Source organism: Macromonas nakdongensis (assembly GCF_002837145.1).
Lineage (GTDB): Bacteria > Pseudomonadota > Gammaproteobacteria > Burkholderiales > Burkholderiaceae_C > Macromonas_B > Macromonas_B nakdongensis.
On sequence record NZ_NWMV01000012.1, the window covers coordinates 1 to 20,561 of the forward strand.

17 protein-coding genes are annotated in these 20,561 nt (G+C 69.3%); 16 read left to right on the forward strand and 1 reads right to left on the reverse strand.

Features of this window, described 5'->3' with window-relative positions:
* A partial coding sequence (locus tag CON77_RS02065; RefSeq protein WP_101047371.1) for a DUF2946 family protein occupies positions 1-510 on the reverse strand: 510 nt, incomplete at its 3' end.
* 147 nt (positions 511-657) lie between these two features.
* Between CON77_RS02065 and CON77_RS02070 the strand changes: the two genes are divergently transcribed.
* The 16 genes from CON77_RS02070 to CON77_RS02145 form a co-directional block, all read left to right on the forward strand.
* Complete coding sequence (locus CON77_RS02070) at positions 658-2,955, forward strand: NADP-dependent malic enzyme (protein WP_101047345.1); 2,298 nt, start codon at positions 658-660, stop codon at positions 2,953-2,955.
* Between the two features lie 215 nt (positions 2,956-3,170).
* On the forward strand, positions 3,171-4,205 hold the full coding sequence (locus CON77_RS02075; protein ID WP_101047347.1) for an ABC transporter substrate-binding protein: 1,035 nt from the start codon (positions 3,171-3,173) through the stop codon (positions 4,203-4,205).
* Between the two features lie 19 nt (positions 4,206-4,224).
* Complete coding sequence (locus tag CON77_RS02080) at positions 4,225-5,064, forward strand: ABC transporter ATP-binding protein (RefSeq protein ID WP_101047349.1); 840 nt, start codon at positions 4,225-4,227, stop codon at positions 5,062-5,064.
* 28 nt (positions 5,065-5,092) lie between these two features.
* The gene (locus CON77_RS02085; protein WP_101047373.1) at positions 5,093-5,845 is read left to right on the forward strand and encodes an ABC transporter permease; all 753 of its coding nucleotides are present in this window, start codon (positions 5,093-5,095) and stop codon (positions 5,843-5,845) included.
* 58 nt (positions 5,846-5,903) lie between these two features.
* Positions 5,904-6,881 (forward strand): ABC transporter substrate-binding protein, encoded by a 978-nt coding sequence (locus CON77_RS02090; RefSeq protein WP_101047351.1) that lies wholly within the window; start codon positions 5,904-5,906, stop codon positions 6,879-6,881.
* Positions 6,882-6,885: 4 nt separating this feature from the next.
* Positions 6,886-10,788, forward strand: coding sequence for a PAS domain-containing hybrid sensor histidine kinase/response regulator (locus CON77_RS02095; RefSeq protein ID WP_101047353.1), 3,903 nt, complete (start codon positions 6,886-6,888; stop codon positions 10,786-10,788).
* Complete coding sequence (locus tag CON77_RS02100) at positions 10,785-13,592, forward strand: PAS domain-containing hybrid sensor histidine kinase/response regulator (RefSeq protein WP_101047355.1); 2,808 nt, start codon at positions 10,785-10,787, stop codon at positions 13,590-13,592. The genes CON77_RS02095 and CON77_RS02100 overlap by 4 nt, the downstream gene beginning before the upstream one ends.
* Positions 13,589-14,707 carry a response regulator gene (locus tag CON77_RS02105; RefSeq protein ID WP_101047357.1) on the forward strand — a complete coding sequence of 373 codons (1,119 nt, stop codon included), beginning with the start codon at positions 13,589-13,591 and terminating at the stop codon, positions 14,705-14,707. The genes CON77_RS02100 and CON77_RS02105 overlap by 4 nt, the downstream gene beginning before the upstream one ends.
* 125 nt (positions 14,708-14,832) lie before the next feature.
* Entirely contained in the window at positions 14,833-15,663 is an 831-nt protein-coding gene (locus CON77_RS02110; RefSeq protein ID WP_101047359.1) for an urease accessory protein UreD, read from the forward strand.
* A 6-nt stretch (positions 15,664-15,669) separates the two neighbouring features.
* Positions 15,670-16,515 (forward strand): ion transporter, encoded by an 846-nt coding sequence (locus CON77_RS02115; protein WP_101047361.1) that lies wholly within the window; start codon positions 15,670-15,672, stop codon positions 16,513-16,515.
* Between the two features lie 177 nt (positions 16,516-16,692).
* Positions 16,693-16,995, forward strand: coding sequence for an urease subunit gamma (locus CON77_RS02120; protein ID WP_101047363.1), 303 nt, complete (start codon positions 16,693-16,695; stop codon positions 16,993-16,995).
* A 44-nt stretch (positions 16,996-17,039) separates the two neighbouring features.
* Positions 17,040-17,648: a HupE/UreJ family protein gene (locus CON77_RS02125; protein ID WP_101047365.1), complete on the forward strand. Its 609-nt coding sequence runs from the start codon at positions 17,040-17,042 to the stop codon at positions 17,646-17,648.
* 13 nt (positions 17,649-17,661) lie between these two features.
* A complete protein-coding gene (locus tag CON77_RS02130) occupies positions 17,662-17,967 on the forward strand; it encodes an urease subunit beta (protein WP_101047367.1) in 306 nt (101 codons plus the stop codon).
* 19 nt (positions 17,968-17,986) lie between these two features.
* On the forward strand, positions 17,987-19,732 hold the full coding sequence (ureC, locus tag CON77_RS02135; protein WP_101047369.1) for an urease subunit alpha: 1,746 nt from the start codon (positions 17,987-17,989) through the stop codon (positions 19,730-19,732).
* Between the two features lie 16 nt (positions 19,733-19,748).
* Positions 19,749-20,345 (forward strand): urease accessory protein UreE, encoded by a 597-nt coding sequence (gene ureE / locus CON77_RS02140; protein WP_101047375.1) that lies wholly within the window; start codon positions 19,749-19,751, stop codon positions 20,343-20,345.
* Positions 20,346-20,354: 9 nt separating this feature from the next.
* Positions 20,355-20,561 (forward strand): urease accessory protein UreF (locus CON77_RS02145; protein ID WP_304442143.1); only part of this gene is annotated, 207 nt, incomplete at its 3' end.

A 20,561-nucleotide genomic window follows, 5' to 3' on the forward strand; every position in this document is an offset into this window, starting at 1 on the left:
ACCAGACGGGCATCCCAGAAGGGCCCAGGCGATCGAAAGGGGGGGCGACGGCAACGGCAACAAAACCGCACACGGCGCTGGCGCAACGGGGTGAGAGCGGGGGCTGGCAAAGGGCCGCCACGGGCACCGCAGCAGGGGCGGGGCGCGCGATTGCGCCGAGGCCCACGGCCGCGCCAGCACCGCGTCGCGGGATGCCAGCACGGGCGCCCCGGCCGGGGGCGGGGCCCAACCCCAGACGTCCACCGAGCGAGGCGGCAGATCGGCCACACCCGCGTGCCACTGGCACCAGTCGCAGGCGGCCATGGTCATGGGCGGGGGTTCGGAGGGCTCGCCCGCGGGCGCGTCGCCGGTGGCGATGCGCACCATGCCGGTGCTGGTGCAGATTTCGACCCAGTCGCCGCGCTCGCCCCGCACCACGGCCTGGGCCAGGGTGGGCAGACACGCGCTCAACACCAGCAGCCACAGGCCAAGCCATGCGGTGCCGCGTATGCGCCGGGTGAAACACTCCATGCAGAAATGGTAGCAGATACCCGGTGCCCACGCCCTGCGCGCGGGAGTACACTCGTTGCCGCCCCCGGCGCCTGCCTGCCCGTTCAGCGGCCCAGGCACCGTGCCCGGCGCCTCCAGAACAAACCCACACTGGCACCACCCTTCCCCATGACCCCCGCCGAACAAGCCCTGCGCGACGCCGCCCTCGACTACCACCGCTCCCCCAACAAAGGCAAGATCTCGGTCAACCCGACCAAGCCGCTGTCCAACCAGCGCGACCTGAGTCTGGCCTACTCCCCCGGTGTGGCCTTCCCTTGCCTGGCCATTCAAGCCGACCCCTCGCTGGCCGCCGAATACACCAGCCGCGGCAACCTGGTCGGCGTGATCACCAACGGCACAGCGGTGCTGGGCCTGGGCGACATCGGCCCGCTGGCCGGCAAACCGGTGATGGAAGGCAAAGGCTGCCTGTTCAAGAAGTTCGCCGGCATCGACGTGTTCGACATCGAACTGGCCGAGCGCGACCCGGACAAGCTGGTGGACATCATCGCCAGCATGGAGCCCACCCTGGGCGGCATCAACCTGGAAGACATCAAGGCGCCCGAGTGCTTCTACATCGAGAAGAAGCTGCGCGAGCGCATGAACATCCCGGTGTTCCACGACGACCAGCACGGCACGGCCATCATCTCCAGCGCCGCGCTGTTGAACGGCCTGGAACTGGTGCAGAAAGACATCGGTGCCGTGAAGGTGGCGGTGTCGGGCGCGGGCGCCGCGGCCATCGCCTGCCTGGACGTGATGGTGGGCCTGGGGGTGAACGTCGAGAACATCCTGGTCTGCGACTCCAAGGGCGTGATCCAGACCGAGCGCGACGACGCCCAAGCCGGCAAGCTGGACGCCTCCAAACAGCGCTATTGCCGAACCACCGCCGCCCGCACCCTGGCCGATGCCATGGTGGGCGCGGACGTGTTCCTGGGCTGCTCCGCCGCCGGCGTGGTCACGGTGGACATGGTCAAATCCATGGGCCCCCAGCCCATCATCCTGGCGCTGGCCAACCCGGAACCGGAAATCCGCCCCGAGCTGGCCAAGATCGCCCGGCCCGACTGCATCATCGCCACCGGCCGTTCGGACTACCCGAACCAGGTCAACAACGTGCTCTGTTTCCCCTACATCTTCCGCGGCGCGCTGGACTGCGGTGCCACCAAGATCACGGAAGAAATGAAGCTGGCCTGCGTGCGCCAGATCGCCGACCTGGCCAAGGCCGACATTTCCGAGGAAGTGGCCAGCGCCTATGTGGGCCAGGAACTCACCTTCGGCCCCGAATACCTGATTCCCAAACCCTTCGACTCGCGCCTGATTTTGAAGATCGCGCCGGCCGTGGCCCAGGCCGCCGCCGACTCCGGCGTGGCCACCCGCCCGATCACCGACATGGAGGCCTACAAGGAAACGTTGGGCCGCTTCGTCTACCAGACCGGCATCCTGATGCGGCCCATCTTCAACGTCGCCAAGGCCATGCCCAACGACAAGAAGCGCGTGGCCTACGCCGACGGCGAGGACGAGCGCGCGCTGCGCGCCGCGCAAATGGCGATCGACGACCACCTGGCCCAGCCCATCCTGATCGGGCGCCCGGCGGTGATCGCCGCCCGCATCGAAAAAGCCGGCCTGCGCATGCGCCTGGGGGTGGACGTGGAGAACGTCAACCCCGAGGACGACCCGCGCTTCCGCCAGTACTGGGAGCACTACCACCAGTTGATGAAGCGCCACGGCGCCACGCCCGAGGTGGCCAAGGCCGCGGTGCGCCGCTCCAACACCATCATCGGTTCGCTGATGGTCAGCCTGGGCGACGCCGACGCGCTGATCTGCGGCCTGGTGGGCACCTACACCACGCACCTGGAACGCATCGACAGCATCCTGGGCAAGAAGGCCGGCGTGACCAACTACGCCGCCGTCAACGCGCTGATGACGCAACAGGGTCCGCTGTTCATCGCCGACACCTACGTCAACGAAGACCCGAGCGCCGAGCAGCTGGCCGAGATCGCCTGGATGGCGGCGCAGGAGGTGCAGCGCTTCGGCATCCCGCCGAAAGTGGCCTTCCTGTCGCACAGCAGCTTCGGTTCGTCCAAGCGCGCCTCGGCCCGCAAGATGCGCCTGGCACGCGACCTGTTCGTGGCCCAGCACCCCGACATCGAGTGCGACGGCGAACTGCACGGCGACGCCGCGCTGCAGCCCGAAATCCGCAAGGCCTACCTGGGCGACAGCACCCTGAGCGGCTCGGCCAACCTGCTGATCTGCCCGAACCTGGACTCGGCCAACATCCTCTACAACGTGCTCAAGACCACCACCAGCGGTGGCGTGACCGTGGGCCCGGTGCTGATGGGCGCGGCCGCCACCGCCTACATCCTGACCCCGGCGGCCACCGTGCGCCGGGTGCTGAACATGACGGCCCTGGCCGCGGCGGCGAACGCCGGCTGACGCCAACAGCCCCCCTCCATGCGCCTTCGGGCGCATTTTTTTTGCCCGTGCCGGGGCGTCCCGGCGCACCCATGGGGTGCGCCGGGTCCGTGCACGCACCAATACGAGCCTCCCTGCGGCGTTTTGTATACACAACTGCATCCAAAACACCAGCAAAACGGTTGGCACCGATCTTGCTGAAAATGGGCATTCCCGCCCTTTGACCAGGAGTTCCCATGTCCAAACGCCAGTTCCTGAAAACCACCGCCGTGGCCCTGACCGCCTGGATGGCCGTGGGCCACGCCCAGGCGCAAACGCCGATCAAATTCCAGCTCGATTGGCGCTTTGAAGGCCCGTCGGCCCTGTTCCTGCAACCCGCGGCCAAGGGCTATTTCAAGGCTGCCGGCCTGGACGTGACCCTGGACTCGGGCAACGGCTCGGGCGGCACCGTGACCCGCGTCGCCTCGGGCACCTACGACATGGGCTTCGCCGACATGGCCGCCCTCATGGAATTCCACGCCAACAACCCGGACGCCCCGAACAAGCCGGTGGCCGTGATGATGGTCTACAACAACACCCCGGCCGCGGTGCTGGCGCTGAAGAAAAGCGGCATCGCCAAACCGGCCGACCTCAGCGGCAAGAAGCTGGGCGCCCCGGTGTTTGACGCCGGCCGCAAGGCCTGGCCCATTTTCGAGAAGGCCAACGGCGTGAAGAACGTGGCCTGGACTTCGATGGACCCGCCGCTGCGCGAAACCATGCTGGTGCGCGGCGACGTGGACGCCATCACCGGCTTCTCCTTCACCTCGCTGCTGAACCTGGAAGCGCGCGGGGCCAAGCCGGCCGACGTGGTGGTCATGCCCTTCTCGCAGTTCGGCGTCAAGCTGTACGGCAACGCCATCATCGCCAGCCCCAAGCTGATCAAGGAGAACCCGGCCGCGGTCAAAGCCTTCCTGAGCGCTTTTGCCAAAGGCGCAAAAGAAGTGATGGCCCAGCCGGCCGCCAGCGTCGAGAGCGTCAAGGCCCGCGATGGCATCATCAACGTGCCGCTGGAAACCCGCCGCCTGCAACTGGCCATCGACTCGGTGGTGGCCAGCCCCGACGCGCGCCAGGAAGGTTTTGGCCAGGTGAACCCGGGCCGCCTGAGCCTGATGGCCTCGCAGGTGTCGGACGCCTACAAAACCAAAACCCGCGTCAACCCCGATGCGGTGTGGAACGGCAGCCTGCTGCCCAGCAGCGCCGAGCTCAACATCCTGCCCCCGGCCAAGCGCTGAGTCCCGGCCCCGCGCTGCCATGGAACGCACCACACCCCCTGCCGGCGAAGCCCCCTTCGTCGATTTCGACCAGGTCTGGCTGGCCTACAACGACGAACTGCTGGCCCAGAACGTGTTCGCCGTCGAGGACATCAACCTCCAGGTGAAGAAAGGCGAGTTCATCGCCATCGTCGGGCCGTCGGGCTGTGGCAAGTCCACCTTCATGAAGCTGACCACCGGCCTGAAGATGCCCAGCATGGGCAAGATCCGGATCGACGGCCAGCCGGTGACCGGGCCGCTGAAGATCTCGGGCATGGCCTTCCAGGCGCCCTCGCTGCTGCCCTGGCGCACCACGCTGGACAACGTGCTGCTGCCGCTGGAAATCGTGGAGCCCCACCGCAGCCAGTTCAAGGACCGGCGCAAGGAGTACGAGGAACGCGCGCTCAAGCTGCTCGCCAGCGTCGGCCTGGGCGGCTACGAGAAAAAGTACCCCTGGGAGCTGTCGGGCGGCATGCAGCAGCGCGCCAGCATCTGCCGCGCGCTGATCCACGAACCCAAGATGCTGCTGCTCGACGAGCCCTTCGGCGCGCTCGACGCCTTCACCCGCGAGGAACTCTGGTGCACCCTGCGCGACCTGTGGGAGGCGCAGCAATTCAACGTCATCCTGGTGACGCACGACCTGCGCGAAAGCGTGTTCCTGGCCGACACGGTGTACTGCATGAGCAAGAGCCCGGGCCGCTTCGTGGTGCAGCGCGAGATCCCGATCCCGCGCACCCGCGACCTGGAAGTGACCTACACCCGCGAGTTTTCCGACATCGTGCACGAGCTGCGCGGCCACATCGGCGCCATGCGCAAGACCGGCACGGTCATCAACCAATGAGGAGGGCGACCCCGTGAAACGCAAACACATGGAACGCTGGTCGCCACTGCTGTTGCTGCTGGCCATCGTCATCGTCTGGGAAGTCCTGACCAGCGGCTTCGGTGTCTCCGAGTTCATCTTCCCCAGCCCCTCGCGCATCTGGGCACAGACGCTGGAGCACCAGAGCGTCATCCTGGGCCACGCCTGGCGCACCTTCTGGGTGACGATGGCGGGCTTCGGCATCGCCATCGTGGTCGGGGTGCTGCTGGGCTTCCTGATCGGGAGCTCGCGCCTGGCCTACGCCGCGGTCTACCCGCTCATGACCGCCTTCAACGCCTTACCCAAGGCCGCCTTCGTGCCCATCCTGGTGGTGTGGTTCGGCATCGGCGTGGGGCCGGCCATCCTCACCGCCTTCCTCATCAGCTTCTTCCCCATCATGGTCAACATCGCCACCGGGCTGGCCACGCTGGAGCCCGAGCTGGAGGACGTGCTGCGGGTGCTCGGCGCCAAGCGCTGGGACGTGCTGATGAAGGTCGGCCTGCCGCGCTCGCTGCCCTACTTCTACGGCTCGCTCAAAGTCGCCATCACCCTGGCCTTCGTCGGGACCACGGTGTCGGAGATGACGGCGGCCAACGAAGGCATCGGCTACCTGCTGATCAGCGCCGGCTCTTCCATGCAGATGGGCCTGGCTTTCAGCGGCCTGCTGGTGGTGGGCCTGATGGCCATGGTGATGTACGAACTGTTCAGCCTGGTGGAAAAACACACCACCGCCTGGGCGCACCGCGGCAGCCAGGGGCACTGAACCAGGGGCTGGGCCGGCCCGACGGCCCGGCAGCACGACTGGGCTTATAGTGTGTGCCATGCGGACGCCCAGCCTGCTTCCCTCCACCCGCCGCCGTTGCCTGCAGCTCGGTGTCGGCTGGGTGCTGGCGGCCGGGCTGGGGGCCTGCAAGCACATCGGTCCGCCGTTGCGCTTGGGCAGCATCGCCTTTGCCGGCTACGAGCCGGTGTTCGTGGCGCGCGAGCAGGGCTGGCTGGACGAGTCCCTGGTGCGCCTGGTGGAGCTGCACTCCAACACCGATGCCCTGCGCGCCCTGGCGGCTGGACAACTGGAGGCGGCACAGCTCACGCTGGACGAGTACCTCAGTGCCCGGGGCGACGGCCTGGACCTGCGCATCCTGGCAGTGCTGGACGTGTCGGCCGGCGCCGACGTGGTGATCGCACGGTCCGGACTGCGCGACCCCGACCGTGTGCGCGGCCGCCGCATCGGGGTGGAGGAAGGCGCGGTGGGGGCCATCATGCTGGGCGCCTTCCTGCGCTCGCAGCGGCTGCAGGTGGCCGACGTGGAAACCGTCTCGGTCGCGCTGGGGCACAACGTCGAGGCTTTCCGCAACGCCGAGGCCGACTTTTTCGTCACCGCCGAACCCTGGGCCACCCAACTGGAACAATGGGGCGGGGTGCGGGTGTTCGACAGCACCGCCATGCCCGGACGCATCGTTGACGTGCTGGTGGCCCGGGCCGACGCCCTAGCGCCCCACGAACCGGCCTTGCGTGCCCTGCTGGCCGCGCACTTTCGGGCGGTGGAATGGATACACCGCCACCCGGAGCTGGCGGGCCAGGCCATGGCGCCGCGCATGCAGCTGGCGCCCGACGCGGTGATGGCCACCCTCAAAGGCCTGGAACAGCCCGACGCCCACAAATCGTTCAAGTTCTTGCAGGCGGATGGCCTGTTGTTGCGCAACATCAAGGAACTGGAACAGGTGATGCTGCAGGATGGTCTGATAGCCCAGGCTTTTTCCACCGGCACCCTGTTCGAACCCCGCTTCCACCCCCTCTGAGGCGATGCTGTCCGTGCTCAAGCTGCGCAACGCCCTGCCCCTGACCACCGCTTTGCTGCTGCTGCTGGGGCTGTTGTTCGTGTACGCCGAAACCCGCACCCAGGGCCACCAGCAACTGCTGGAACGGGCCCGCGCCGACGTGCTGCGGCAGGCCGAGGAGCTGGCCCGGCGTGCCCAGCGCGACCTGGGGCCGAACCGGGCCAACGTCGCCTCCGACGTGACCCTGGCCACCACCGACCTGCGGGTGGCGGCGCTGCTGGTGATCCTGCCCGACGGCCGGGTGGACATCGCCCACCGGCTCGCCTGGCACGGACGTCCGGCGCAGGAAGTGTCGCCCGATTTTTCCCCTGAGCGCTTCGCCCGGGTGCAGCGCCACCGGCTGCCGGACCTGGAAATCGACGCCGACGGCACGCGCCTGTCGGTGATGTCGCCCTTCACCGCCCCGGCCAAGCCCAACCAGTTGCGCAACCTGGAACGGGGGGTGGTGTTGCTGGTGTACGACCTGCACCTGGATCGCGACCGGCTGGAACGGGCCACCTGGCAACGCATCCTGCCGCTGGTGTGGGCCGGGCTGCTGGTGCTGCTGGCCATGGGCTGGGCGTTGCGCCGCTACGTGAGCCGCCCCCTGGCCCGGCTGGAACGGGCCAGCGAGAACTTCATGCGCGACGACACCACCGTGCAACCGGTGCCGGAGAGCGGCCCCCAGGAAATCGCGCTGCTGGCGCGCAGCTTCAACGCCATGCTGACGAGCGTGCACCAGTCGCGCGTGCTGCTCGAAGCCAGCCAGGCGCACTTCCGCGAATTGGCCAACGCCGGGCGCGTGCTGGTCTGGGGCAGCGACACCACCGGGCGCCTGAACTACGTCAACGACGTCTGGCTGAAATTCAGCGGCCAAACGCGCGAGCAGCTGCTCGGCCACCAATGGCTGCACCACCTCCACCCCGATGACGTGGAACCCACCACCCGGCTGTTCCGCGAAGCCAGCGAACACTGCCAGCAATTCACCGCCGAATTCCGCCTGCCCAACCACGACCACGAGATGCGCTGGCTGCTGTGCGACGGCAGCCCGCGTTTCGACACCCAAGGCCAGCTGCTGGGCTACATCGGTCATTGCCTCGACATCACCGAACGCCGTCTCGACCAATTGGCGCGCCGCGAAACCGAAGAACGCCTGGCCGGCATCGTGGACGCGGCCATGGACGCCATCGTCACCGCCGACAAGGACCAGCGCATCCGCGTGTTCAACAGCGCGGCCGAAGCCATGTTCGGTTACACCTCGGAACAGGCGCTGGGGCAGTCGCTCGAAATGCTCATCCCCATCGACCGGCGCGCCGGCCACCTCGACAAGATGCGCAGCGTCGCGGGGCAGCACGGTCGGCTGGCGGTGCTGCGCTCGCGGGTGGCGCGCCTGTCGGGCGTGCGCGCCAACGGCGAGCAGTTTCCCATCGAGGCCTCGGTGTCGCACATGCGGGTCAATGGCGAAGACCTGTTCACCGCCATCTTGCGCGACGTGACCGACCACGAACGCCAGCAGGCCGAGATCGCGGCCCTCAACGCCACCCTGGAAAAGCGGGTGGCCGCCCGCACCGAGGAACTGGCCCGGGCCAACGCGGCCCTGCGCGCCCAGGAAGCCGTGCTCACCGAAGCCAAGCAGACCGCGGAAACCGCCTCGCGCACCAAATCCGACTTCCTGGCCAACATGAGCCACGAGATCCGCACGCCCATGAACGCCATCCTGGGCATGGGCCACCTGATGCAGCGCACCGACATGACGCCGCGCCAGCGCGACTACATGGACAAGATCCAGCAGTCGGCGCAGCACCTGCTGGGCCTGATCAACGACATCCTGGATTTCTCCAAGATCGAGGCCAACAAGCTGCAGCTGGAGCACATCGAATTTTCCCTGCCGCGGGTGCTGGACACCTTCGCCAGCCTGGTTCACCAGAAGGCCCAGGGCAAGGGCCTGGAGGTGCTGTTCGACGTCGGGCTGGACGTGCCGCTCAACCTCGTCGGCGATCCGCTGCGGCTGGGGCAGGTGCTCATCAATTACGGCAACAACGCGGTCAAATTCACCCACCAGGGCGAAGTCCGCGTGGTGGTGCGCCTGGCCAGCAGCCAGGGCGACGAGGTGGTGTTGCGCTTCGAGGTGCAGGACACCGGCATCGGCATGAGCCCCGAACAGGTGGCCTCCCTGTTCCAAAGCTTCCACCAGGCCGACGCCTCCACCTCGCGCCGCTACGGCGGAACCGGCCTGGGCCTGGCCATCAGCAAGCGGCTGGTGGAACTGATGGGCGGGGAAGTGGGCGTGCACTCCACCCCGGGTGTGGGCTCCACCTTCTGGTGCACCGTGCGCCTGGGCCGCGGTCAGGCGCCCCAGGAGCGCCCGGCGACCCCGCAGAAGCTGCGCGGGATGCGGGTACTGGTGGTGGACGACAACCCCAGCGCACGCGAATTGCTCACACAGCAACTGGCGAACATGGCTTTCGCCGCCACGGCCGTGGACAGCGGCGCCGAGGCCCTGCAGACCCTGGCGGCCGCCAACCGCGCCGGCACGCCTTACCAGGTGGCGCTGATCGACTGGCAGATGCCTGCGATGGACGGACTGGAGACCGCGCGCCAGATCGCCGCGCTCGGTCTGCCGATCCCACCGCGCATGGCCCTGGTCACGGCCTTCGGCCACGACGAGGTGTGGGCCCAGGCCCACGCGGCGGGTCTGGGACACATCCTGGTCAAGCCGGTGACCCCGTCGGTATTGTTCGACACCATGGCCGACATCGCCAACGACCGCGCCGACCCGCCCGCGGCGGCGTTGCCGCTGACCGAGGCGGTGGGCGAAACCAACGCCACCGCCCTGGCCCAGCGCCGCGGTGCCCGCGTCCTGCTCGTCGAGGACAACGACATCAACCAACAGGTCGCCCGCGAGATGCTCCAGAAAGCCGGCCTGCTCGTGACCACCGCCGACAACGGCCAGCTTGCCCTCGACGCCCTGCGCGCCGCGCCCGAGCCTTTCGACCTCGTCCTCATGGACATGCAGATGCCCGTGATGGACGGCCTGCAGGCCACCCGTGCCATCCGCGACCTCCCCGAGCTGGCCACGCTGCCCATCGTGGCCATGACCGCCAACGCCATGGCGCAAGACCGCCAGCGCTGCCTGGACGCGGGCATGAACGATTTCGTCAGCAAGCCGATCGACCCCGAGCGCCTGTGGGCGGCGCTGTTGCGCTGGATCGCGCCGCGTCCGGGCTACACGCCACCGCCGAACGCGGAGCTGCCCGCCCCGCCGGCGGACGGCGCGGTGTTGCCTCGCCCGGTGGCCGGTCTGGACACGGTCCTGGGGCTGCGCCGCTGCGTCGGCAAGGTGGGGTTTTACCGACAGCTGCTGGGGCAGTTCGCGCAGGAGCAGGCGGACGTGCCCACGCGCATCGCACAGGCCCTGCAGGCCGGCGATGGGGCGACGGCACGGCGCCTGGCCCACACCCTCAAAGGGGTGGCGGGCAACCTGGGGGCCACCGGGGTGCAGGCGCTGGCCCAGGCCTTGGACGAGCGTTTGCGCGAGGGCGTACCGCCGGCCACCTCGACCGACGCGGTCGGGCCGGCGCTGCAGGCCCTGTCGGAAGCGCTGCAGGCCCTGCTGGACGGGATCACCGCCGCACTGGCCGCCACCAGCCCCCCCGCACCAAGCCCCGACAGCCCCAGCGCCGACGACGCCGCCTCGCGAGCGCAGACCCTGGAAACACTGCAAGCCCTGCTCGAAGCCGGCAACCCCGCGGCACAGGACTGGGCCCAGGAACAGGCCGCGGTGCTGCGCACGGCCCTGGGCCCACGCCACCCCAGCCTGAGCCGGGCCGTGCAGGCCTTCGACTTCGACCAGGCCCTGCTCATCCTGCAACAGCCCCCACAGCCGTGACCGATCCCACCCCGACGCTGCCCGCACCAGGCCCGCTCGAAACCGCCGACTGGTTCGTCCACCTGGCCTGGGGCCTGGGCGGCATGCTGCTGCTGGCCGCCGCGCTCTGGTTGTGGATCACCTCGCTGCGGCGGGAGGTGCGCCGCCGCACCGGCGAACTCGACGCCGAACGGGTGGCCCTGTTGTCGGTCATCAACGCCATCCCCGACCTGGTGTGGCTCAAGGACGTGCACGGCCGCTACCTGTCGTGCAACCACCGCTTCGAGCAACTCTACGGCGCCACCGAGCAGGCGTTGCGCGGCAAGAGCGACTTCGACTTCGTCGACGCCGAGCAGGCCAACTTCTTCCGCCACAACGACCGCCTGGCCATGCAGGCCGGGCGGCCACTCATCAACGAAGAGGTGCTGACCTTTGCCAGCGACGGGCACCGCGAGCGGGTCCAGACCATCAAGACCCCTTTGTACGACGGCCAGCACCGCTTGGTCGGGGTGCTGGGCATCGCCCGCGACATGAGCGAGCTGCTGAACGCCCGCGACGCGCTCAACGACACACTGTTGCGCCTGCGCCGGGCCGAGCGCATGGCCCGGCTGGGCCACTGGGAGCTGGACCTCCACAGCCGCCAGATGAGCTGGAGCCAGCAGGTCTACGCCATCCACGAACTGCCCCAGAGCGACGCCCCCCTGACCCTGTCCCAGGCCACGGCCCTGGTGCACCCCGACGACGTGCAGACGCTGCACGAACGCTTCGACGCGGCCACGCGCCACGGCGAACCCTTCGTGTTGCCGCTGCGCCTGTCCATGCCCGACGGGCGCACCAAGCACCTGAACGTGCGCGCCGAGGTGGTGCGCGACGCCGAGGGTCAGGCGGCCAAACTCCTGGGCACCTTGCAGGACGTGACGGAACAGGTGCAGGCACGCCAGGAACTGGACGACCGCAACGAGATTTTCGCGGCCATCGCCGAACAGGTGACCGATGCGATCGCGCTGATCGACCCCGACGACGGGCATTTTCTGGAGTTCAACCCCGCCGCCTGCCAGGGCCTGGGCTACACGGCCGAAGAATTCGCCGGCCTGGGCGTGGGCGACATCGACGCCACGGTGTCGGCCGCCGACCTCCCCCGGCTGCTCCAGCGTTTGCTCACCCCGCAGGGCGAGGTCTTCGAATCGCGCCAGCGCCACAAGGACGGCCGCCTGCGCGATGTGCAGGTCAGCGCCCGTGGCGTGCAGGTGCGCGGCCGGGCCTACCTGGCCGCGATCTGGCGCGACATCACCGACGCCAAGGCGCAGCAGGCCGAGCTGGACCAGTACCGCCAACGCCTGGAACAGCTGGTGAACGAGCGCACGGCCCAGTTGCAGTCGGCCACCGAACACTTGCACGACCTGCACGCCGAGCAGGCCGCCCTGTTCGAGGCCGCGCCGGTGGGCATCGTGCTGGTGCGCGACCGCGTGTTCCTGCGCGTCAACCCCTACATGGAGCACCTGCTGGGCCACGGCGCCGGCTCGCTGGTGGGCCAGCCGACCCGCCTGATGTACCCCGACGAGCAGGGCTATGCCCAGGGCGGGCAACCGGTGCTGGAGACGGTGCTGCGCGGCGAAATCCACACCCGGGTGCAGCCACTGCAACGCCGCGACGGCAGCCTGTTCTGGGCCCGCCTGACGACCCAGTTGCTGGACGCCCAGGACCCGTCCCGCGGCATCCTCGGCATCGTCGAAAACATCGAGGCCGAACACGCCGCGGCACAGGCCCTGAGCGAGGGCAAGGCGATGGCCGAGGCCGCGGCCCGCACCAAGGCGGCCTTCCTGGCCAACATGAGCCACGAGATCCGCACGCCGATGAACGCCATCCTCGGCATGGCACACCTGGCCCTGGACACCGACCTGAACCCGCGCCAACGCGAGTACCTGGACCGCATCCAGTCGGCCGGCCGGCACCTGCTGGGCATCATCAACGACATCCTCGACGTCTCCAAGATCGAAGCCGGCAAGATGGTGCTGGAGCACACCGAATTCCCGCTGGCCCAGGTACTGACCCAGCTGGGCCGCCACATCGCCGACCAGGCCGAGGCCAAGGGCCTGCGTCTGGTCTGCGACATTGCGCCCGATGTGCCCGCCACCCTGGTGGGCGACCCCCTGCGGCTGGCACAGGTGCTCATCAACTACGGCCACAACGCGGTCAAGTTCACCGAACACGGCGACATCGTGGTGCGGGCCGAGCTGCTGCGGCGCCAAGGCCAACGGGTGTTGCTGCGCTTCACGGTCAGCGACACCGGCATCGGCATTGCCCCGGCGCACATGGCGCGGCTGTTCCAGCCCTTCCAGCAGGGCGACTCGTCCACCACCCGGCAATACGGCGGCACCGGCCTGGGCCTGTCCATCGCCCGGCAACTGGCCGCGCTGATGGAGGGCGAGGTGGGGGTAGACAGCACGCCGGGCCAGGGCAGCCGCTTCTGGTTCACCGCCTGGCTGGGCGTCGGCCAGGCGCACGGGGAGGCCTTGTCCCTGGCCGACGGCATGGGCGAAACCACCGCCGCACGGGCCCCCAGCGCCCCGCCCGGGCCCGGCAGCCCCTGCGCCGACGCCACGCCCCCGCCCGCCCAGTTGCAGGAATTGCAAGCGCTGCTGGAACAGGGCGACACCCACGCCGAACACTGGGTCCAGCAACACCGGGCCGAACTGGCCGCCTGGCTGGGCCCTCGCCACGCCACCCTGCTGCAGGCCATGCAGCGCTTCGACTACCCCGAGGCCGCCGCCCTGCTGATTTTGGCGGACAATGGCCACAGCCCCCCAGACGCCGCCACCACATGACGCCCCACACCCTCGACAGCCTCCACCAGCCCACGGTGATGGTGGTGGACGACACCCCGCAAAACCTGGCCCTGATGACCGAATTGCTGCGCACGCAGTACCGCGTGGTCGTGGCCAACAACGGCGAACGGGCGCTCAAGCTGCTGCAGTCCGGCCAGCGCCCCGACCTGATCCTGCTCGACATCATGATGCCCGGCATGGACGGCTACGAGCTGCTGCAACGCCTCAAGGCCGATCCGGCCAGCGCCCGCATCCCGGTCATCTTCCTCACCGCCAAGGCCGAAATCGAAGACGAGACCCGCGGCCTGGCCCTGGGTGCGGTGGACTACATCACCAAGCCCATCAGTCCGCCCATCGTGCTGGCACGGGTGCACACCCACCTCACGCTCAAGGCCTCGTCCGACTTCCTGCGCGACAAGGCCGCCTTCCTGGAGGCCGAAGTGGCCCGCCGCACCCGCCAGGTGGTGGCGGTGCAGGACGTCACCGTGCTGGCCCTGTCGTCCATGGCCGAAACCCGCGACGACGAAACCGGCAACCACATCCTGCGCACCCAGCGCTACGTCCAGTGCCTGGCCGAGCAGCTGAGCCAGCACCCGCGTTTCAGCGCCGCCCTCACCCCCGAGTACATCCAACTGCTCTACAAATCGGCGCCGCTGCACGACATCGGCAAGGTCGGCATCCCAGACCACATCCTGCTCAAGCCGGCGCGCCTGACGCCGGAAGAGTTCGAGGTCATGAAGACCCACACCACCATCGGCTACAACGCCATCGCGCGCGCCGAGCGGGCCCTGGGCACCGAACTCGAATTCCTGCGCCCGGCCAAGGAGATCGCCCTGTCGCACCAGGAAAAATGGGACGGCTCGGGCTACCCCCAGGGTCTGGCGGGCGAGGCCATCCCGCTGTCGGCGCGGCTCATGGCCCTGGCCGACGTCTACGACGCCCTCATCAGCAAACGGGTCTACAAACCCGCCTTCTCGCACGAGAAGGCGGTCGCCATCATCCAGGAAGGGCGCGGCCAGCACTTCGATCCGGACGTGACCGACGCCTTCCTGGCGGTGCACGAACGCTTTCGGGAGATCGCGGCCAGCTACGCCGACGCCGACCACGACGCATGAACCGGCACGCGCCCCGGCGCACGGCAACGGCCACACGCCACGGGTGGCACCGGACTTGCTCCACCGCTCCCACCCCCGCCGGGCCCGCCTCGGCCAGGGGCCCCTTCTGCAAGCAAGACCCCGACATGCCCTGGCAAGCCACCCTGGACCTGACGTACCAACGCCGGGCCGACACCACCGTCGTCCACCACCGCCACAGCGGCCCCCTGCGCCTGTTCCGCAGCCTCTACCCCGAGGGGCCGGGCATCTGCCACAACGTCGTCGTCCACCCCCCGGGCGGGCTGGTGGCCGGCGACACCCTGACGCTGAACGTGGCCCTGGAAGCGGGTGCCCACGCGCTCGTCTCGACACCGGGCGCGACGCGCTTTTACCGCTCCGACGGCGAGGCCGCCACCCAGCAGGTGCAACTGAACCTGGCCGAAGGCGCCCGGCTGGAATGGCTGCCGCTGGAGACCATCGCTTACCCAGGCTGTCTGGCCTACAACACCCTGAACGCCACCCTGGCCCCCGGCGCCGAACTGCTGGCCTGGGACGTGACTGCCCTGGGCCTGCCCGGCGCCGGCCAACCCTTTGACCGCGGCTGCCTGCAGCAGCGCATGGCCATCGACGGCCTGTGGCTGGAACAGGCCCGCATCGACGCCCAGGACCGGCACCTGCTCGACGCCCCCCTGGGCCTGGCCGGCCACCGCTGCCTGGGCACCCTGGTGCTGGCCAGCGGCACGCCCTGGCCGCGCGAGCGCCGCGAACACCTGCTGGACGCGGTGCGCGCCACGTTGCCGGACGACCTGGCGGCCTTGCCGGCCGGTGCCACCTGCCCCAACCCGCAAACCCTGGTGCTGCGCGCCGCAGCACCGCTGGTCGAACCCCTCATGGCCCTGTTCCAGCAGGTCTGGGCGCGGCTGCGCACCGAAGCCTGGCAACTCGGCCACACCGTTCCGCGCATCTGGCGCGTCTGACCCCCCATGCCCGCACCGCCCACCCCTCCCCGCTCGGCCCGGCAGGCCCGGCTTTACACCATCATTTTCGAGGCCGACACCCCGGCCGGCCGCCGCTTCGACATCTGGCTGATCTGGGCCATCGCGCTGTCGCTGCTGGTGGTGGTGCTCGACAGCATCGAGGCGGTGTCGGCCCGGCTGGGCGGCGTGCTGACGGTGACAGAGTGGCTCTTCACCCTGACCTTCACCGCCGAATACCTGGCCCGCCTCTACTGCGCGCCCCAGCCGCTGCGCTACGCCCGCAGCTTCTTCGGCGTGGTCGATCTGCTGGCCGTCCTGCCCACCTACCTGGCCCTGCTGTTCCCCGAGCTGCACGCCCTGATCGACGTACGCGTGCTGCGCCTGCTGCGCGTGTTCCGGGTCTTCAAGCTCACCCAGTACCTGGCCGAATACACCTACCTGAGCCGCGCCGTGGCCGCCAGCCGGCGCAAGATCCTGGTGTTCCTGAGCTTCGTGCTGATGCTGGTGATGGTGGCCGGCACGCTGATGTACGTGGTCGAAGGGCCCGCCCACGGTTTCACCAGCATCCCCACCGCCATGTACTGGGCCGTGACCACCATGACCACCGTCGGCTTTGGCGACCTCACCCCCAAGACCGACCTGGGGCGGCTGCTGGCCTCGCTCATGATGCTGATGGGCTGGGGCGTGCTGGCGGTGCCGACCGGCATCGTCACCGCCGAAATGGTGTCCACCCAACGCGACACCGAGCCCCCCACCACCCGCACCTGCCCGCACTGCCTGACCGAAGGCCTGGGCGCCCAACACCGCCACTGCCACCAGTGCGGCACGGCCCTGCCGCCGCACCAAACCTGAGCACAACGGCGGCCGCACACCTGCGCCGAATGCCCAGGCACACGGCACAAAGCACCACCCCGGTGCCGATGCACCGAAAACAAGCGCCGCCCGGGCCACGCACCGCCGTGGTCCCAGCGCCACCGCGGTCCAGGCGCCAAACACCCAGACCGGCACGGGTTTTGCGTCTGCCGTGGCATGGAACTCTCGCCCCGCGACAAAGACAAGCTGCTGATCTTCACCGCCGCCCTGCTGGCCGAGCGCCGGCGCGCACGCGGCCTCAAGCTCAACTACCCCGAAGCGGTGGCCTTCATTTCCGCCGCGGTGATGGAAGGCGCGCGCGACGGTAAAACCGTGGCCGCCCTGATGAGCGAAGGCCGCACCCTGCTCACCCGGGCCGACGTGATGGACGGCGTGCCCGAACTGATCGCCGACATCCAGGTGGAAGCCACCTTCCCCGACGGCACCAAACTGGTGACCGTGCACCAGCCCATCGTCTGAGTACCTGCCCGCGCACACCCCACCCCTCTACCGGCCCCATCCACATGAGCACCCCCACCACCGTTTCCTGCACGCGCCGCTGGCTGCCGGCCTCGGCCGCCCTGCTGTTGGGCTGCACCAGCAGCGCAGTCCTGGCCCACGTCGGCGGCGACACGGCCGCCCACCACGGCTTTTTCACCGGCGCGCTGCACCCCATCACCGGCGTGGACCACCTGGCCGCCATGATGGCCGTGGGCATGTGGAGCGCCATGACGGCGCGCCGCGTCTGGCTGGCGCCGCTGTCGTTCGCGGCCCTGTTGCTGGCGGGTGCGGTCGTGGCCCAACTCGGCCTGGCGCTGCCGGCGATCGAGCCCATGATCGCCGCCTCCCTGCTGGTGGTGGGCTTGCTGGTGGCCACCCGCACCCACCTCCCAGCATGGGCCGGTACCGGTCTGGTGGGCACGTTCGCGCTGTTCCACGGCGCCGCCCACGGGCAGGAGCTGGCCGGCGGCCTGGCCCTGGCCGGCATGGTGCTGGGCACCGCAGTGTTGCACATGGCGGGCATGGTGCTGGGCCTGTCCCTGCAGCGGGCCCCCCGCTGGCTGCCGCGTGCGGCCGGGGGCCTGGTGGCCCTGATGGGCCTGTCCATGGGTTGGTCGCTGCTGGCCGCCTGAGCGGAGCCCGAACATGACCCCCGGCGAATACCTCCTCGACCCCGGCGAACACCCGCTCAACCCCGGCCGGCGCTCCCTGACGCTGGTGGTGCACAACACCGCCGACCGGCCGATCCAGGTCGGCTCGCACTACCACTTTGCCGAAACCAACGCCGCCCTGGCCTTCGACCGCGCCGCCGCGCGCGGCATGCGCCTGAACATCGCCAGCGGCACCGCGGTGCGCTTCGAGCCCGGCCAGCAGCGCACCGTGGAACTGGTGGACTACGCCGGTGACCGCCAGGTGCACGGCTTTCGCGGCCTGACCCAGGGCGCGCTGTAACCGACCGGAAAGACCCTTCATGGCAAGCATTTCCCGACACGCCTACGCCGACATGTTCGGCCCCACCGTGGGCGACCGCGTGCGCCTGGCCGACACGGCGCTCGTCATCGAAGTCGAGCACGACCACACCCTGGCCGCGGGCGGTTACGGTGAAGAGGTGAAATTCGGCGGCGGCAAGACCATCCGCGACGGCATGGGCCAGGGCCAGCGCAGCCGCGCGCAAGGGGCCGTGGACCTGGTCGTCACCAACGCTTTGATCATCGACCACTGGGGCATCGTCAAGGCCGACATCGGCGTGCGCGACGGTCGCATCTGCGGCATCGGCAAGGCGGGCAACCCCGACATCCAGCCCGGCGTGGACATCGTCATCGGCCCGGGCACCGAAATCTTGGCCGGCGAAGGCATGATCGTCACCGCCGGCGGCCACGACAGCCACATCCACTTCATCTGCCCGCAGCAGATCGAAGAGGCGCTGATGTCCGGCATCACCACCATGACCGGCGGCGGCACCGGCCCGGCCACCGGCACCAACGCCACCACCTGCACCCCCGGCCCCTGGCACATGGAACGCATGCTGCAGGCCGCCGACGCCTTCCCCATGAACCTGGGCTTCCTGGGCAAGGGCAACGCCAGCCAGCCCCAGGGGCTGATGGAACAGATCGAGGCCGGCGCCATCGGCCTGAAACTGCACGAAGATTGGGGCACCACCCCGGCCGCCATCGACAACTGCCTGAACGTGGCCGAGGCCACCGACACCCAGGTCGCCATCCACACCGACACGCTCAACGAGTCCGGCTTTGTGGAGGACTCCATCGCCGCGTTCAAGGGCCGCACCATCCACACCTTCCACTGCGAAGGCGCGGGCGGCGGCCACGCGCCCGACATCCTGAAGGTGGTGGGCGAAGCCAACGTGCTGCCCAGTTCCACCAACCCCACGCGCCCGTACACGGTGAACACGCTGGACGAACACGTGGACATGCTGATGGTCTGCCACCACCTGGACCCGTCCATCCCCGAGGACCTGGCTTTTGCCGAAAGCCGCATCCGCAAAGAGACCATCGCCGCCGAGGACATCCTGCACGACCTGGGCGCCATCAGCATCTTCAGTTCCGACAGCCAGGCCATGGGCCGCGTCGGCGAGACCATCACCCGCTGCTGGCAGACCGCCCACAAGATGAAGCAGCAGCGCGGCTGGCTGGCCCCCACACCCGGCCGCGACGGGCCGGTGGAACAGCGCGACCGCAACGACAACTTCCGCGTCAAGCGCTACATCGCCAAGTACACGCTCAACCCGGCCATCGCCCACGGCATCGGCCACGAAATCGGCTCGGTCGAGGTCGGCAAGTGGGCCGACCTGGTGCTGTGGAAGCCCGCCTTCTTCGGCATCAAGCCGGCGCTCATCCTCAAGGGCGGTTTCATCGCGGCGGCCGCCATGGGCGACCCGAACGCCTCCATCCCCACGCCGCAGCCGGTGCACTACCGCCCGATGTTCGGCGCCTTCGGCAGCGCGGTGCACCGCACCTCGCTCACCTTCGTCTCGCAAGCCGGGTTGGCCGCCGGTATCGGGGAACGCTTTGGCCTGCAAAAACGCCTGGTGGCCGCCACCGGCTGCCGCACCGCCCGCAAGGCCAGCATGGTGCTGAACGACTACGCGCCCAAAATGGAAATTGACGCGCAAACCTACGCGGTGCGCGCCGACGGCCAGTTGCTGGTGTGCGAACCCGCCGCCGTGTTGCCCCTGGCGCAGCGCTACTGCCTGTTCTGATTTTTCCGCCATGACCATGCTGCACGCCACCCGCTGCATCCCCCAAGGCCAGGGCCTGGCCCCGGTGCTGCTGAACCGCGCCGCCAGCGTCACCCTGGACTGGGACCAACGCCAGAAAAGCCGCTTCGACTGCGAAGACTCGCAGGGCCGGCGCATCGGCGTCTTCCTGCCACGCGGTACCGTGGTGCGCGGCGGCGACGCACTGCTGACGCACGACGGCTCCCTGCTCAAGGTACTGGCCGCGCCGCAGCCGGTGCTGCGCATCACCCCCTGCAGCGTCCACGGCAGCCCCTTCGACCTGACCCGCGCCGCTTACCACCTGGGCAACCGGCACGTGCCCATCGAACTCCAGCCCGATCACTTGAAAATCGAGCCCGACCACGTGCTGGCCGAGATGCTGCGCCTGATGCACCTGACGGTGACCGAGGCACGCGAACCTTTTGAGCCGGAAGCCGGCGCCTACGGCGACCACGGGCACAGTGGCCACGGAGGCCACGCGCACCCCCACGCCGGCCACGGCCACGGCCACGGCCATGCCCATCCGCCCGGTGCCGACCACGACCACCCCGGCCAGGCCGAGGCCCAGGTGGCCGGCTCCGCCCAGCCCAGCTGAGGCGGCACCGTGGTCGACGCCGACACCCTGCTGCCCCTGATCTGGCTGGCCTCGCCGACGCTGCCGATCGGCGGTTTTTCCTATTCGGAAGGGCTGGAAGCGGCGGTCCACGCCGGCTGGGTGCACGACGAGGCCAGCGCCGCCGACTGGCTCTGCGACCAGCTGCAACTGGCCCAGGCCCGCGCCGACCTGGCCGTGCTGGCCCAGGCCCTGCCG